The organism is [Enterobacter] lignolyticus SCF1 (assembly GCF_000164865.1).
GTDB classification, from domain to species: Bacteria; Pseudomonadota; Gammaproteobacteria; order Enterobacterales; family Enterobacteriaceae; genus Enterobacter_B; species Enterobacter_B lignolyticus.
The window spans coordinates 1,514,956-1,530,754 of the sequence record NC_014618.1; the positions used below are offsets into that span (position 1 = coordinate 1,514,956).

Annotated in this window: 13 protein-coding genes; all 13 read left to right on the forward strand. The window is 56.6% G+C overall.

What is annotated here, in order from left to right; translation table 11 throughout:
• Positions 1-721: 721 nt before the first annotated feature.
• Complete coding sequence (gene lrhA / locus ENTCL_RS07180; protein ID WP_013365446.1) at positions 722-1,663, forward strand: transcriptional regulator LrhA; 942 nt, start codon at positions 722-724, stop codon at positions 1,661-1,663.
• 630 nt (positions 1,664-2,293) lie between these two features.
• Entirely contained in the window at positions 2,294-2,740 is a 447-nt protein-coding gene (nuoA, locus tag ENTCL_RS07185; protein ID WP_013365447.1) for an NADH-quinone oxidoreductase subunit NuoA, read from the forward strand.
• A 15-nt stretch (positions 2,741-2,755) separates the two neighbouring features.
• Positions 2,756-3,430, forward strand: a complete 675-nt coding sequence (gene nuoB / locus ENTCL_RS07190) for an NADH-quinone oxidoreductase subunit NuoB (protein WP_002913178.1) — start codon at positions 2,756-2,758, stop codon at positions 3,428-3,430.
• A gap of 88 nt (positions 3,431-3,518) precedes the next feature.
• On the forward strand, positions 3,519-5,327 hold the full coding sequence (nuoC, locus tag ENTCL_RS07195; protein WP_013365448.1) for an NADH-quinone oxidoreductase subunit C/D: 1,809 nt from the start codon (positions 3,519-3,521) through the stop codon (positions 5,325-5,327).
• A 2-nt stretch (positions 5,328-5,329) separates the two neighbouring features.
• Positions 5,330-5,830 (forward strand): NADH-quinone oxidoreductase subunit NuoE, encoded by a 501-nt coding sequence (gene nuoE / locus ENTCL_RS07200; protein WP_013365449.1) that lies wholly within the window; start codon positions 5,330-5,332, stop codon positions 5,828-5,830.
• Entirely contained in the window at positions 5,827-7,164 is a 1,338-nt protein-coding gene (gene nuoF / locus ENTCL_RS07205; protein WP_013365450.1) for an NADH-quinone oxidoreductase subunit NuoF, read from the forward strand. Before nuoE ends, nuoF begins: the two co-directional genes overlap by 4 nt.
• A 33-nt stretch (positions 7,165-7,197) precedes the next feature.
• Positions 7,198-9,924: an NADH-quinone oxidoreductase subunit NuoG gene (gene nuoG / locus ENTCL_RS07210; protein ID WP_013365451.1), complete on the forward strand. Its 2,727-nt coding sequence runs from the start codon at positions 7,198-7,200 to the stop codon at positions 9,922-9,924.
• Complete coding sequence (gene nuoH / locus ENTCL_RS07215; RefSeq protein ID WP_013365452.1) at positions 9,921-10,898, forward strand: NADH-quinone oxidoreductase subunit NuoH; 978 nt, start codon at positions 9,921-9,923, stop codon at positions 10,896-10,898. Before nuoG ends, nuoH begins: the two co-directional genes overlap by 4 nt.
• 14 nt (positions 10,899-10,912) lie before the next feature.
• The gene (gene nuoI / locus ENTCL_RS07220; protein ID WP_013365453.1) at positions 10,913-11,455 is read left to right on the forward strand and encodes an NADH-quinone oxidoreductase subunit NuoI; all 543 of its coding nucleotides are present in this window, start codon (positions 10,913-10,915) and stop codon (positions 11,453-11,455) included.
• Positions 11,456-11,466: 11 nt separating this feature from the next.
• Positions 11,467-12,021: an NADH-quinone oxidoreductase subunit J gene (nuoJ, locus tag ENTCL_RS07225; protein ID WP_013365454.1), complete on the forward strand. Its 555-nt coding sequence runs from the start codon at positions 11,467-11,469 to the stop codon at positions 12,019-12,021.
• A complete protein-coding gene (gene nuoK / locus ENTCL_RS07230; RefSeq protein ID WP_013365455.1) occupies positions 12,018-12,320 on the forward strand; it encodes an NADH-quinone oxidoreductase subunit NuoK in 303 nt (100 codons plus the stop codon). The genes nuoJ and nuoK overlap by 4 nt, the downstream gene beginning before the upstream one ends.
• Entirely contained in the window at positions 12,317-14,158 is a 1,842-nt protein-coding gene (gene nuoL / locus ENTCL_RS07235; RefSeq protein ID WP_013365456.1) for an NADH-quinone oxidoreductase subunit L, read from the forward strand. The genes nuoK and nuoL overlap by 4 nt, the downstream gene beginning before the upstream one ends.
• Before the next feature lie 105 nt (positions 14,159-14,263).
• On the forward strand, positions 14,264-15,793 hold the full coding sequence (gene nuoM, locus ENTCL_RS07240; RefSeq protein ID WP_013365457.1) for an NADH-quinone oxidoreductase subunit M: 1,530 nt from the start codon (positions 14,264-14,266) through the stop codon (positions 15,791-15,793).
• Positions 15,794-15,799 lie beyond the last annotated feature (6 nt).

The window sequence follows — 15,799 nt, forward strand, 5'->3', positions numbered from 1 at the left end:
GATTGTGCCGATTTTTATACTGGTCAAAACGGCGCGATGAGCGATGAGACAGACGATGCTGATGGGCCGGGGGGAGACGACAGGGCATTAGGCGATTATACGCGTTAGCGTATTAGGAATAATACTATTTGACTGTGAATGCATTGTTAAGGTTTGTTAATGAAAGAATATTTAAACAATTAATATTTTTTCATTAATTGCAAAGTTGTCTTTTTAAATTGTTAATTATTTAAAGAACTCTGATTTTACAGAGAAAAAGAGTGTAAGATTATACTCATCTAACACTTATAAATATAATGGTTTTAGGTTAGGATACAGGAGTTGCTGGATGACGATACTCATCAGATACTGATGTTTTCGTTGTTCAAATACTATATAACTTTATGTTATTGCTTGTGTTTTTGTTTTCTGGAAATTACTTGCAAAATCTACCTTTAATGTGAATGTTCTCAAAGCAGCACGTGGTTTGTGATTGTTTTTTTTGAATAACCTCACATAAAAGAGTTGAAAATAATAAATTGCAGGTCGACGGAAGCAGAAATATAGCTAAGGGATCTGTTCGTTACGAACAGCAGGCAAATTTAATGCAATAACGCTCTTTCAGGCCATCGTCCGGCTTACCGGGCTGGAGGATATGATTCAAAGGGAATTGCCTGATTATTTAGAGCACAGCATCAACCAGGCACAGGGCGGCAACAGCAGCCTGATAAGTGAAAAAATTATGATAAATGCAAATCGTCCGATACTGAATCTCGACCTCGATCTGCTGAGAACGTTTGTCGCGGTCGCCGATCTTAATACCTTTGCTGCGGCGGCTACCGCCGTTTGTCGTACCCAATCGGCGGTGAGTCAGCAGATGCAGCGTCTGGAGCAATTAGTGGGAAAGGAGCTGTTTGCCCGGCATGGCCGTAACAAATTGCTCACTGAGCATGGTATACAGCTGCTGGGCTATGCCAGAAAGATCCTGCGTTTTAATGATGAAGCATGCACATCGTTAATGTTTAGTTCCCTGCAGGGGATGTTGACTATCGGTTCTTCTGATGAGTCTGCCGACACCATTTTACCGTTTTTACTTAACCGCATTAGCTCGGTTTACCCCAAGCTCGCGCTTGATGTGCGGGTGAAGCGCCATGTGGAGATGGCGGAAATGCTGCAGGCGAACGAGGTTGATCTCGTCCTCACCACGCACCGGCTGGAAAATTTTAATGCGATACCGCTGCGGACATCGCCGACGCTGTGGTACTGCGCGGCAGATTATCTGCTGCCGCCAGGCGAAGCCGTGCCGCTGGTGCTGCTCGATGACCCGAGCCCGTTTCGCGATATGATCATTGAGACGCTGAATGCCGCGCGTATTCCGTGGCGGCTGGCCTATGTCGCGTCCACGCTGTCTGCCGTCCGCGCGGCGGTGAAGGCGGGGCTTGGGATAACCGCGCGGCCGGTTGAAATGATGAGCCCGGATCTGCGCGTTTTAGGTAAAGTGGACGGCCTGCCGGTGATGCCGGATACCGAATATTTGCTGAGCTGCAATGCGCAAAATCCCAGCGAGCTGGTGCAGGCCATTTTCCAGTCGATGGAAAATTACAACAATCCCTGGTACCAGTACCGCGCCTATACCTCCGAAGGGGGAGACGGTTCAGCGATCGCCGAACGGGATTTTGAGTGACCGTTCACAGGGTTATCTGGTAACAAAATGTAAATGTAAAAAAAGGCCACCGGAGCGCAAATTTCATCCAGTGGCTATTTTTTTGTATAAATAATCATCTTCTCTTTTCGCTGGTGAAAATTACCTTTTATTTTTCATCTTCTTGGGTGTTATTTCGCCCGTGTTTTCCCGCTTTCCCTCCCGGCGCCGCCGCGTCCTGCTAATGTTAAAAAAACGGCTGTATTGTTGCTGTTTTCATGTGCCAATTAACAGAAGCGTGTCTCAGATCAAGAAAATACTCCTCATTAGGGGGAGGAATCGTGCGCAAATCCTGTCAAAATAGACGGGTAATCCTTGCTTGCGCCTCAGACGGACACGATTCAACAACGGTAAAAACCTGATGCTGCGATCGGCATAATCGAAGCAAAGGGCATTTAATGTTAATGACACGTGGTCGATGTAAACTAATGTGAGGAAACTTTTGTTAAAGTTGACAAAAGGTTATAGAAAGGAGTAAAAAACCGCATCATTTAGATGTTTAAGCCTGATAAAGGCACATTTTTTGTGGTTTTTTGTTCCTCCCCATGAATCATGTGGCGTGCATCTGTCAGCAAGAGCAGAGGTCTAAACGCTACTTATTTTGGTAAAGCTTTGCGTATGTCAACATCCACTGAAGTCATCGCCCATCACTGGGCATTCGCTATATTTCTCATTGTTGCCATTGGCCTCTGCTGTTTCATGCTGGTTGGCGGTTGGTTCCTTGGCGGTCGCGCGCGCGCGCGTAGCAAAAACACCCCGTTTGAGTCCGGTATCGACTCGGTAGGGTCGGCCCGCTTACGCCTTTCTGCGAAGTTCTATTTAGTCGCCATGTTCTTCGTCATCTTCGACGTGGAAGCCCTTTATCTCTACGCATGGTCAACCTCTATCCGCGAGAGCGGCTGGGTTGGCTTTGTGGAAGCCGCAATTTTCATTTTAGTGTTACTGGCGGGACTGGTTTATCTCGTTCGCATCGGCGCACTGGACTGGACGCCTGCGCGTTCTCAACGCAAGCTGGCGAACCCGGAAAACGACAGTATTACTAATCGTCATACGCAGTAAAAGCGAGGCAATAAGATGGATTATACGCTCACCCGCATAGATCCTAACGGTGAGAACGACCGTTACCCCCTGCAAAAACAGGAGATCGTAACCGACCCCCTGGAGCAGGAGGTGAACAAAAGCGTGTACATGGGCAAACTTGAACACGCTTTGCACGACATGGTGAACTGGGGCCGTAAGAACTCAATCTGGCCTTACAACTTCGGTCTCTCCTGCTGCTACGTGGAAATGGTGACGTCATTCACTGCGGTGCATGACGTTGCGCGTTTTGGCGCGGAAGTACTGCGTGCGTCCCCGCGTCAGGCTGACCTGATGGTGGTTGCCGGTACCTGCTTTACCAAAATGGCGCCGGTTATTCAGCGTTTGTACGATCAGATGCTGGAGCCGAAATGGGTCATTTCCATGGGCGCCTGTGCAAACTCCGGCGGCATGTACGACATTTATTCCGTTGTGCAGGGCGTCGATAAGTTTATCCCGGTCGACGTTTACATTCCCGGTTGCCCGCCGCGTCCGGAGGCCTACATGCAGGCGCTGATGCTGCTGCAGGAGTCTATCGGCAAAGAGCGTCGCCCGCTTTCCTGGGTGGTTGGCGATCAGGGCGTGTATCGCGCCAATATGCAATCGGAACGCGAGCGTAAACGCGGCGAACGTATTGCGGTGACGAATCTGCGGACACCTGACGAGATTTAATTTGCGCCTGCGGGCAGTGGACTGAGCCTTCGTATATCAAAATCAATAGCGCGGAGCCACGCCCGGCAGTCACCACGGACCTTTTGCAATGGTGAACAATATGACCGATTTAACCGCGCATGACGCCCTGCCAGTATGGCAAACCCGTGATCATCTTGACGATCCGGTGATTGGCGAACTGCGCAACCGTTTTGGGCCGGATGCCTTTACCGTTCAGCCGACCCGTACGGGGGTACCCGTTGTTTGGGTTAAGCGCGAACAGTTACTGGAAGTTGGCGATTTCCTGAAGAAACTGCCGAAACCTTACGTCATGCTGTTTGATTTACACGGCATGGACGAGCGTCTGCGCACACACCGTGACGGGTTACCCGCCGCGGATTTTTCCGTTTTCTACCACCTGATCTCAATAGACCGCAATCGCGATATCATGCTCAAGGTGGCATTGTCTGAAAACGACCTGAACGTGCCGACGTTTACCAAACTTTTCCCGAACGCCAACTGGTATGAGCGTGAGACCTGGGAGATGTTTGGCATCACCTTTAACGGCCACCCGAATCTGACGCGCATCATGATGCCGAAGACCTGGGAAGGCCATCCGCTGCGTAAAGACTACCCGGCGCGCGCCACCGAATTCGATCCGTTTGAGCTGACCAAAGCCAAGCAGGATCTCGAAATGGAAGCGCTGACCTTCAAGCCGGAAGAGTGGGGCATGAAGCGCGGCACCGAAAACGAGGACTTTATGTTCCTCAACCTCGGGCCGAACCACCCGTCCGCGCACGGCGCATTCCGCATTATTCTCCAGCTCGACGGCGAAGAGATTGTCGACTGCGTACCGGATATCGGCTACCACCACCGTGGCGCTGAGAAGATGGGCGAGCGTCAGTCCTGGCACAGCTACATTCCGTATACCGACCGTATCGAATACCTCGGCGGCTGCGTGAACGAAATGCCGTACGTGCTGGCCGTTGAGAAACTGGCCGGGATCACCGTTCCGGATCGCGTTAACGTGATTCGCGTGATGCTTTCCGAACTGTTCCGCATCAACAGCCACCTGCTGTATATCTCGACGTTCATCCAGGACGTCGGCGCGATGACCCCGGTTTTCTTCGCCTTTACCGATCGTCAGAAAATCTACGATCTGGTGGAAGCGATCACCGGCTTCCGTATGCACCCGGCCTGGTTCCGTATCGGCGGCGTGGCGCACGATCTGCCGCGCGGATGGGATCGCCTGCTGCGTGAATTCCTTGAGTGGATGCCGAAGCGTCTGGATTCCTACGAGAAAGCCGCGCTGCGCAACACGATTCTGAAAGGCCGCTCCGTGGGCGTCGCCGCCTATACCGCAAAAGAAGCGCTGGAATGGGGTACCACCGGCGCGGGCCTGCGCGCTACCGGTATCGGTTTTGACGTGCGTAAATGGCGTCCTTACTCTGGCTATGAAAACTTCGACTTCGAAATCCCGACCGGCGGCGGCGTGTCCGACTGCTATACCCGCGTGATGCTGAAAGTGGAAGAACTGCGCCAGAGCCTGCGTATCCTTCAGCAGTGCCTTGACAACATGCCGGAAGGCCCGTTCAAAGCGGATCACCCGCTGACCACGCCGCCGCCGAAAGAGCGCACGCTGCAGCATATCGAAACTCTGATCACCCACTTCCTGCAGGTTTCCTGGGGCCCGGTCATGCCGGCCAACGAATCCTTCCAGATGGTTGAGGCGACCAAGGGTATTAACAGTTACTACCTGACCAGCGACGGCAGCACCATGAGCTACCGTACCCGTATTCGCACCCCGAGCTATGCGCACCTGCAGCAGATCCCGGCGGCGATTCGCGGTAGCCTGGTATCCGACCTGATCGTATATCTGGGTAGTATCGATTTTGTTATGTCAGATGTGGACCGCTAATTATGCACGAGAATCAACAACCACAAACCGAGGCTTTTGAGCTGAGTGCGGCAGAGCGTGAGGCAATTGAGCACGAAAAGCACCACTACGAAGACCCGCGTGCGGCGTCCATTGAAGCGCTGAAGATTGTTCAAAAGCAGCGCGGCTGGGTGCCGGACGGCGCTATCTACGCCATTGCCGACGTGCTGGGTATCCCGGCAAGCGATGTCGAAGGCGTGGCAACGTTCTACAGCCAGATTTTCCGCCAGCCGGTTGGCCGCCACGTTATTCGTTACTGCGACAGCGTGGTATGCCATATCACCGGCTATCAGGGCATTCAGTCTGCGATTGAGCAGAAGCTCAACATCAAGCCGGGTCAAACCACGTTTGATGGCCGCTTCACTCTGCTGCCGACCTGCTGCCTCGGCAACTGCGACAAGGGGCCGACCATGATGATTGATGAGGATACTCACAGCCATCTGACGCCGGAAGCCATCCCCGATCTGCTGGAGCAGTATAAATGAAGAACATTATTCTGACTCCCGAAACGCATCCGCTGACCTGGCGTCTGCGCGATGACCAACAGCCGGTATGGCTGGATGAGTATCAGGCGAAAAACGGCTATGCCGGCGCGCGTAAGGCGCTCTCCGGGATGGCGCCGGATGACATCGTCAGCGCGGTCAAAGACTCTGGCCTGAAAGGGCGCGGCGGCGCGGGCTTCTCCACCGGTCTGAAGTGGAGCCTGATGCCGAAAGACGAATCCATGAACATCCGTTACCTGCTGTGTAACGCCGATGAAATGGAGCCGGGCACCTATAAAGACCGTCTGCTGATGGAGCAGCTGCCGCACCTGCTGGTGGAAGGTATGCTGATTTCCGCGTTTGCGCTGAAAGCGTACCGCGGCTACATCTTCCTGCGCGGTGAATACATTGAAGCGGCGCAGAACCTGCGTCGCGCTATCGCTGAAGCAACCGAAGCCGGCCTGCTGGGGAAAAACATCCTCGGCACCGGCTTTGACTTCGAGCTGTTCGTGCACACCGGGGCAGGGCGTTACATCTGCGGTGAAGAAACCGCGCTGATTAACTCTCTGGAAGGCCGCCGCGCGAACCCGCGCTCCAAGCCGCCGTTCCCGGCAAGCTCTGGCGCCTGGGGCAAGCCGACCTGCGTCAACAACGTTGAAACCCTGTGCAACGTGCCGGCCATCCTCGCCAACGGCGTGGAGTGGTACCAGAACATTTCGAAAAGCAAAGATGCGGGCACCAAGCTGATGGGCTTCTCCGGCCGCGTGAAGAACCCGGGCCTGTGGGAGCTGCCGTTTGGCACCACCGCGCGCGAGATCCTCGAAGATTACGCGGGCGGCATGCGCGATGGCCTGAAGTTCAAAGCCTGGCAGCCGGGCGGCGCGGGGACCGACTTCCTGACCGAAGCGCACCTCGACCTGCCGATGGAGTTTGAAAGCATTGGTAAAGCAGGCAGCCGTCTGGGTACGGCGCTGGCGATGGCCGTCGACCACGAGATAGGCATGGTATCGCTGGTGCGTAACCTGGAAGAGTTCTTCGCCCGCGAATCCTGCGGCTGGTGTACGCCATGCCGCGACGGTTTGCCGTGGAGCGTGAAGATCCTGCGTGCGCTGGAGCGCGGCGAAGGCCAGCCGGGGGATATCGAAACGCTTGAGCAGCTGTGCCGCTTCCTCGGCCCGGGCAAGACCTTCTGTGCGCATGCGCCAGGCGCGGTCGAACCGCTGCAGAGCGCGATTAAATATTTCCGCGACGAATTCGAGGCTGGCATTAAGCAGCAGTTCAGCAATACCCATTTAATTGACGGTATTCAGCCGAACCTGCTTAAAACGCGCTGGTAATCTAAAGAATTATTTATTTTTGGAAGCACGCTAATGGCTACGATTCATGTAGACGGCAAAGAATATGAGGTCAACGGGGCGGACAACCTGCTAGAGGCTTGTCTTTCCTTAGGCCTTGATATTCCATACTTTTGCTGGCATCCGGCGCTGGGAAGCGTTGGCGCCTGCCGCCAGTGTGCGGTGAAGCAATATCAAAACGCGGAAGACACGCGTGGCCGCCTGGTGATGTCCTGTATGACCCCGGCATCCGACGGCACCTTTATTTCTATTGATGACGAAGAAGCGAAGCAGTTCCGCGAAAGCGTGGTCGAGTGGTTGATGACCAACCACCCGCACGACTGTCCGGTCTGCGAAGAGGGCGGCAACTGCCACCTGCAGGATATGACCGTGATGACCGGTCATAGCTTCCGTCGCTATCGTTTCACCAAGCGTACCCACCGCAACCAGGATCTGGGGCCGTTCATCTCTCACGAAATGAACCGCTGCATCGCCTGCTATCGCTGTGTGCGTTACTACAAAGACTATGCTGACGGTACCGATCTTGGCGTCTACGGCGCGCACGATAACGTCTACTTCGGTCGCCCGGAGGACGGGGTGCTGGAGAGCGAATTCTCCGGCAACCTGGTGGAAATCTGCCCGACCGGCGTCTTCACCGATAAGACCCACTCCGAGCGCTACAACCGTAAATGGGATATGCAGTTTGCGCCGAGCATCTGCCAGCAGTGCTCCATCGGCTGCAACACCAGCCCGGGCGAACGCTATGGCGAACTGCGTCGTATCGAAAACCGTTACAACGGTACCGTTAACCACTACTTCCTGTGCGACCGCGGTCGTTTCGGCTATGGCTATGTGAACCTGAAAGACCGTCCGCGTCAGCCGGTTCAGCGCCGTGGCGATGACCTGATCGCCCTCAACGCCGAGCAGGCGATGCAGGGCGCGGCGGATATTCTGCGCCAGTCGAAGAAAGTGATCGGCATCGGCTCCCCGCGCGCCAGCGTAGAAAGCAACTTTGCGCTGCGCGAGCTGGTCGGGGCGGAAAACTTCTATACCGGCATCGCGAAAGGCGAGCAGGAACGTCTGCAGCTGGCGCTGAAAGTGCTGCGCGAAGGCGGTATCCACACCCCAGCGCTGCGTGAAATCGAATCTTACGATGCGGTACTGGTGCTGGGTGAAGATATCACGCAGACCGGCGCCCGCGTTGCGCTGGCGGTTCGCCAGGCGGTGAAAGGCAAAGCGCGTGAGATGGCGGCGGCACAGAAAGTGGCTGACTGGCAGATTGCGGCAATCCTCAACATCGGCCAGCGCGCGAAGCATCCGCTGTTCGTGACCAACGTCGATAACACCCGTCTGGACGATGTCGCTGCGTGGACCTACTGCGCGCCGGTTGAAGATCAGGCGCGCTTAGGTTTCGCCATCGCCCACGGCCTGGATGCTACCGCGCCGGCTGTCGAGGGGTTAAGCAACGACCTGAAAGGCAAAGTGGACGTTATCGTGCAGGCGCTGGCAGGGGCGAAGAAACCGCTGATCGTGTCCGGCACCAACGCCGGCAGCCTTGACGTACTGCACGCTGCGGCGAACGTCGCGAAAGCGCTGAAGGCCCGCGGTTCAGACGTCGGCGTGACCATGATTGCCCGCGCGGTCAACAGCGTTGGCCTTGGCATGATTGGCGGCGGCTCGCTTGACGAAGCGCTGAACGAGCTGGAAACCGGCGCGGCAGATGCGGTCGTGGTTCTGGAAAACGATCTGCATCGTCACGCTTCCGCCGCCCGCGTTGACGCGGCGCTGGCGAAGGCGCCGCTGGTGATGGTTATCGACCATCAGCGCACCGCAATTATGGAGAAAGCCCATCTGGTGCTCTCCGCCGCAAGCTTTGCCGAAAGCGACGGTACCGTTATCAACAACGAAGGCCGCGCTCAGCGTTTCTTCCAGGTTTACGACCCGGCTTACTACGACAGCAAGACCATCATGCTGGAAAGCTGGCGCTGGCTGCATTCGCTGCACAGCACCGTCGAAAACCGCGAAGTGGACTGGACGCAGCTTGATCACGTGATTGACGCCGCCGTCGAGAAGCTGCCGCAGCTGGCGGGCATTAAAGATGCCGCGCCGGATGCGTCGTTCCGTATTCGCGGTCAGAAGCTGGCGCGTGAACCGCATCGCTACAGCGGCCGTACCGCTATGCGCGCTAACATCAGCGTGCACGAGCCGCGTCAGCCGCAGGATAAAGACACCATGTTCGCCTTCTCAATGGAAGGGAACAACCAGCCGTCAGCGCCGCGTTCACAGATTCCGTTCGCCTGGGCGCCGGGCTGGAACTCCCCGCAGGCATGGAACAAGTTCCAGACCGAAGTGGGCGGCCATCTGCGTCACGGCGATCCGGGCGTACGTCTGATCGAAGCGTCGGCCTCGGGTCTTGATTACTACACCCACGTTCCGGCGAGCTTCCAGGCGCAGGACGGCAGCTGGCGTATCGCGCCGTACTACCATCTGTTCGGTAGCGACGAGATGTCCCAGCGCTCACCGGTGTTCCAGAGCCGCATGCCGCAGCCGTACATCACGCTTAACCCGACGGATGCCGCGAAGCTTGGCGTGAACGCGGGCGCGAAGCTGGCCTTTAGCTTCGACGGCCAGACCATCAGCCTGCCGCTTATCCTGTCTGATGGGCTGACGGCAGGGCAGGTGGGTCTGCCGATGGGCTTACCGGGCATTGCGCCGGTTCTGGCGGGCGCACGTCTTGACAATCTGCAGGAGGCACAAGCATGAGTTGGTTGACGCCGGATCTTATCGACATTCTGTTAAGTATCCTGAAAGCGGTTGTCATTCTGCTGGTGGTGGTCACCTGCGGCGCGTTTATGAGCTTTGGCGAACGTCGTCTGCTCGGTCTGTTCCAGAACCGTTACGGACCGAACCGCGTAGGCTGGGGGGGCTCACTCCAGCTGGTCGCGGACATGATCAAGATGTTCTTTAAAGAAGACTGGATCCCGCGCTTCTCCGATCGCGTGATCTTTACGCTGGCGCCGATGATCGCATTTACCTCGCTGCTGCTGGCCTTTGCCATTGTGCCGGTCAGCCCGAGCTGGGTGGTGGCGGATCTCAACATCGGGATCCTGTTCTTCCTGATGATGGCGGGTCTCGCGGTGTATGCCGTGCTGTTCGCCGGCTGGTCGAGCAACAACAAATACTCGCTGCTGGGTGCGATGCGCGCGTCTGCGCAGACGCTCAGCTACGAAGTGTTCCTTGGTCTTTCCCTGATGGGCGTTGTGGCGCAGGCCGGTTCATTCAATATGACCGACATCGTCAACAACCAGGCTCACCTGTGGAACATCATCCCGCAGTTCTTCGGCTTCGTGACTTTCGCTATCGCGGGCGTTGCGGTCTGTCACCGCCACCCGTTTGACCAGCCGGAAGCGGAGCAGGAGCTGGCTGATGGTTACCACATTGAATATTCCGGCATGAAGTTCGGTCTGTTCTTCGTGGGCGAGTACATCGGTATCGTCACCGTATCAGCGCTTATCGTGACGCTGTTCTTCGGTGGCTGGCACGGCCCGTTCTTACCGCCGTTCATCTGGTTCGCGCTGAAAACCGCGTTCTTCATGATGATGTTCATTTTGATTCGCGCCTCATTACCGCGTCCGCGTTATGACCAGGTAATGTCCTTCGGCTGGAAAGTATGCCTGCCGCTGACGCTCATCAATCTGCTGGTAACTGCGGCTGTCATTCTCTGGCAGGCGCAATAAGGGGCTAAAAGACCATGACCTTAAAAGAAATATTGGTAGGCTTCGGCACCCAGGTACGCAGCATCTGGATGATCGGCCTGCACGCGTTTGCCAAACGCGAAACCCAGATGTATCCGGAAGAGCCGGTATATCTGCCGCCGCGCTACCGTGGCCGTATCGTGCTGACGCGCGATCCGGACGGTTCCGAGCGCTGCGTTGCCTGTAACCTGTGCGCGGTAGCCTGTCCGGTCGGCTGTATCTCTTTGCAGAAAGCAGAGATGCAGGACGGCCGCTGGTATCCGGAGTTCTTCCGCATTAACTTCTCACGCTGCATTTTCTGCGGCCTGTGCGAAGAAGCGTGCCCGACCACGGCGATTCAGTTGACCCCGGACTTCGAGCTGGGCGAGTACAAGCGTCAGGATCTGGTGTACGAGAAAGAGGATCTGCTGATTTCCGGTCCGGGCAAATACCCGGAATATAACTTCTACCGGATGGCGGGTATGGCAATCGACGGCAAAGATAAGGGCGAAGCGGAAAACGAAGCTAAACCTATCGACGTCAAGAGCCTGTTACCGTAAGGAGAGGGGCAATGGAATTCGCTTTTTATATCTGTGGCCTCATCGCCATCCTGGCCACCCTGCGGGTCATCACGCACACCAATCCGGTGCATGCGCTGCTGTACCTGATCATCTCCCTGCTGGCGATCGCCGGGGTGTTCTTCTCGCTCGGCGCGTACTTCGCCGGTGCGCTGGAGATCATCGTCTACGCCGGGGCGATTATGGTGCTGTTCGTCTTCGTCGTGATGATGCTGAACCTGGGCGGCTCTGAAATTGAGCAGGAGCGCCAGTGGCTGAAGCCGCAGGTGTGGATTGGTCCGGGCATCCTGTCGGTCGTTCTGCTGGCGGTTATCGTCTACGGCATCATTGGTCTGAACGATCAGGGTATCGACGGCAACGCTATCGGCGCGAAAGAAGTCGGTATCGCCCTGTTTGGTCCGTACGTACTGGCGGTGGAACTGGCTTCCATGCTGCTGCTGGCGGGTCTGGTCGTCGCCTTCCACCTCGGACGTGAAGAACGTCAGGGCGAAGTGCTGAGCAACCGCTCTAACGACAGCGCGAAAAGAAAAACGGAGGAGCACGCATGATCCCCTTAACACATGGACTGATCCTCGCGGCTGTCTTATTCGTCCTGGGGTTAACCGGTCTGGTTATCCGCCGCAATCTGCTGTTTATGCTGATCGGCCTGGAAATCATGATCAACGCCGCTGCGCTGGCCTTTGTGGTCGCCGGCAGCTACTGGGGCCAGACCGACGGTCAGGTGATGTATATCCTCGCTATCAGCCTTGCGGCTGCCGAGGCGAGTATTGGCCTGGCGCTGTTGCTGCAGCTCCATCGTCGCCGCCAGAACCTGAACATCGATTCAGTAAGTGAGTTGCGTGGATGAACATGCTTGCCTTAACCATTCTTCTGCCATTGATTGGCTTTGTTCTGCTGGCCTTCTCCCGCGGCCGCTGGTCGGAAAACCTTTCCGCGACCGTCGGCGTAGGGTCTGTGGGCCTGGCGGCGCTGGTGACGGCGTTTGTCGGCGTTGATTTCTTCGCTAACGGCAAACAGGCAATCAGCCAGCCGCTGTGGACCTGGATGTCGGTCGGTGATTTCAACATCGGCGTCAACCTGGTGCTCGACGGCCTGTCGCTGACCATGCTCTCCGTGGTCACCGGCGTGGGCTTCCTGATCCACATGTTCGCCTCCTGGTACATGCGCGGTGAAGAGGGCTATTCCCGTTTCTTCGCTTACACCAACCTGTTCATCGCGAGCATGGTGGTACTGGTGCTGGCGGACAACCTGCTGCTGATGTATCTCGGCTGGGAAGGCGTGGGCCTGTGCTCCTACCTGCTGATCGGCTTCTACTATACCGATCCGAAAAACGGCGCCGCAGCGATGAAAGCGTTCATCGTGACCCGCGTGGGTGACGTATTCCTCGCTTTCGCTCTGTTCATTCTCTACAACGAGCTCGGCACCCTGAACTTCCGCGAAATGGTTGAACTGGCGCCAGCGCACTTTGCTAACGGCAGCACCATGCTGCAGTGGGCGACGCTGCTGCTGCTGGGCGGCGCGGTCGGTAAATCGGCGCAGCTACCGTTGCAGACCTGGCTTGCGGACGCGATGGCGGGCCCAACGCCGGTTTCTGCGCTGATCCACGCGGCAACCATGGTTACCGCGGGCGTGTACCTGATCGCCCGTACCCATGGCCTGTTCCTGATGACGCCGGAAATTCTGCATCTGGTCGGTATCGTGGGTGCGGTCACGCTGGTGCTGGCAGGTTTCGCCGCGCTGGTGCAGACCGATATCAAACGCGTGCTGGCGTACTCCACCATGAGCCAGATTGGCTACATGTTCCTGGCGCTTGGCGTCCAGGCGTGGGATGCGGCGATTTTCCACCTGATGACCCATGCGTTCTTCAAGGCGCTGCTGTTCCTGGCATCCGGTTCGGTGATTCTCGCCTGCCATCACGAGCAGAACATCTTCAAGATGGGCGGCCTGCGTAAGTCTATTCCGCTGGTTTATGTCTGCTTCCTGGTGGGCGGCGCCGCGCTGTCCGCGCTGCCGCTGATTACCGCGGGCTTCTTCAGTAAAGACGAAATTCTGGCAGGCGCGATGGCCAACGGCCACATCAACCTGATGATTGCCGGTCTGGTCGGGGCCTTTATGACCTCGCTCTACACCTTCCGCATGATCTTTATCGTCTTCCACGGTAAAGAGCAGATCCACGCGCATGCAGGGAAGGGGATTACCCATCACCTGCCGCTGATCGTGCTGCTGATCCTGTCCACCTTCGTGGGCGCGATGATTGTGCCGCCGCTGCAGGGCGTACTGCCGCAGACAACCGAACTTGAGCACGGTCGTGTGATGACTCTGGAAATAACGTCTGGCGTTGTCGCGATTGCCGGGATCCTGATTGCCGCATGGCTGTGGCTGGGTCAACGCGCGTTGGTGACTTCGATTGCCAACAGCGCGCCGGGCCGTCTGCTGGGCACCTGGTGGTTCAATGCCTGGGGCTTCGACTGGCTGTATGACAAAGTGTTCGTTAAGCCGTTCCTCGGCGTGGCGTGGCTGCTTAAGCGCGACCCGCTGAATGCGCTGATGAACGTGCCGGCGATTCTGTCCCGCTTTGCAGGCAAAGGTCTGCTGTTTAGCGAGAACGGATACCTGCGCTGGTACGTTGCCTCCATGAGCATCGGTGCGGTTGTCGTGCTGGCATTGCTGATGGTATTGCGTTGATACGTTGGGGAGGATTTTCCTCCCCAGTAGAGAAATGTTGTGCTGTTTTCCTGTTCTGGCTGACGCTTGCCGTTACCGGATAGCTTAATAAGGAAATGAATTGCCATGTTATTACCCTGGCTAATACTGATTCCCTTTATCGGCGGTTTCCTCTGCTGGCAGACCGAACGCTTTGGCGTAAAGGTGCCGCGCTGGATCGCGCTTATCACGATGGGACTGACCCTCGCGCTTGGTCTGCAACTGTGGTTGCAGGGCGGCTATTCTCTGACGCAATCTGCAGGCATACCGCAATGGCAGTCTGAGTTCATCCTGCCGTGGATCCCGCGCTTCGGCATCACCATTCATCTGGCTATCGACGGTCTGTCGCTGCTGATGGTGGTGCTGACCGGCCTGCTCGGCGTGCTGGCGGTGCTCTGTTCCTGGAACGAAATCGAAAAATACCAGGGCTTCTTCCACCTCAACCTGATGTGGATTCTGGGCGGCGTTATCGGCGTGTTCCTTGCCATCGACATGTTCCTGTTCTTCTTCTTCTGGGAGATGATGCTGGTGCCGATGTACTTCCTGATCGCGCTGTGGGGCCACAAAGCCTCTGACGGTAAAACGCGTATCACGGCGGCCACCAAGTTCTTCATCTATACCCAGGCGAGCGGTCTGGTGATGCTGATAGCCATCCTGGCGCTGGTGTTTGTGCACTACAACGCCACCGGCGTGTGGACCTTCAGCTATGAACAGCTGCTGAAAACGCCGATGTCCCACAACGTGGAATATCTGCTGATGCTCGGCTTCTTCGTCGCCTTTGCGGTGAAAATGCCGGTGGTGCCGCTGCACGGCTGGCTGCCGGACGCGCACTCTCAGGCGCCGACCGCAGGTTCCGTTGACCTCGCGGGCATCTTGCTGAAAACCGCGGCCTACGGTCTGCTGCGCTTTGCGCTGCCGCTGTTCCCGAACGCTTCCGCCGAGTTTGCGCCGATCGCCATGTGGCTTGGCGTCATCGGTATCTTCTACGGCGCATGGATGGCGTTCGCGCAGTACGACATCAAGCGTCTGATTGCCTATACCTCCGTTTCTCACATGGGCTTCGTGCTGATTGCTATCTATACCGGCAGCCAGCTCGCTTACCAGGGCGCGGTGATCCAGATGATTGCCCACGGTCTCTCCGCTGCCGGTCTCTTTATCCTGTGCGGCCAGCTGTACGAACGTTTGCATACCCGCGACATGCGTATGATGGGCGGCCTGTGGGGCAAAATGAAATGGCTGCCTGCGCTGTCCATGTTCTTTGCGGTGGCCACGCTCGGGATGCCGGGTACCGGTAACTTCGTCGGCGAGTTCATGATCCTGTTCGGCAGCTTCAAAGTGGTGCCGATGATTACGGTCATCTCCACGTTTGGTCTGGTATTCGCGTCCGTTTACTCGCTGGCGATGCTGCATCGCGCTTACTTCGGTAAAGCGAAAAGCGAGATTGCGGCGCAAGAGATGCCGGGGATGTCGCTGCGCGAGCTGTTCATCATCCTGCTGCTGGTCGTACTGCTGGTGCTGCTGGGCTTTTATCCGCAGCCGATTCTGGATACCTCGCATTCCGCGATGGGCAATATCCAGCAGTGGTTTGTTAATTCCGTTTCTACTACAAGGCCGTAATTCGCC

What these genes read in the sequence shown, in the direction of transcription:
- nuoJ (WP_013365454.1), top strand. Translation starts at nt 11,467, where the DNA reads ATGGAATTCGCTTTTTATATCTGTGGCCTCATCGCCATCCTGGCCACC.
- nuoB (WP_002913178.1), top strand. Translation starts at nt 2,756, where the DNA reads ATGGATTATACGCTCACCCGCATAGATCCTAACGGTGAGAACGACCGT.
- lrhA (WP_013365446.1), top strand. Translation starts at nt 722, where the DNA reads ATGATAAATGCAAATCGTCCGATACTGAATCTCGACCTCGATCTGCTG.
- nuoI (WP_013365453.1), top strand. Translation starts at nt 10,913, where the DNA reads ATGACCTTAAAAGAAATATTGGTAGGCTTCGGCACCCAGGTACGCAGC.
- nuoK (WP_013365455.1), top strand. Translation starts at nt 12,018, where the DNA reads ATGATCCCCTTAACACATGGACTGATCCTCGCGGCTGTCTTATTCGTC.
- nuoL (WP_013365456.1), top strand. Translation starts at nt 12,317, where the DNA reads ATGAACATGCTTGCCTTAACCATTCTTCTGCCATTGATTGGCTTTGTT.
- nuoM (WP_013365457.1), top strand. Translation starts at nt 14,264, where the DNA reads ATGTTATTACCCTGGCTAATACTGATTCCCTTTATCGGCGGTTTCCTC.
- nuoH (WP_013365452.1), top strand. Translation starts at nt 9,921, where the DNA reads ATGAGTTGGTTGACGCCGGATCTTATCGACATTCTGTTAAGTATCCTG.
- nuoE (WP_013365449.1), top strand. Translation starts at nt 5,330, where the DNA reads ATGCACGAGAATCAACAACCACAAACCGAGGCTTTTGAGCTGAGTGCG.
- nuoF (WP_013365450.1), top strand. Translation starts at nt 5,827, where the DNA reads ATGAAGAACATTATTCTGACTCCCGAAACGCATCCGCTGACCTGGCGT.
- nuoG (WP_013365451.1), top strand. Translation starts at nt 7,198, where the DNA reads ATGGCTACGATTCATGTAGACGGCAAAGAATATGAGGTCAACGGGGCG.
- nuoC (WP_013365448.1), top strand. Translation starts at nt 3,519, where the DNA reads ATGGTGAACAATATGACCGATTTAACCGCGCATGACGCCCTGCCAGTA.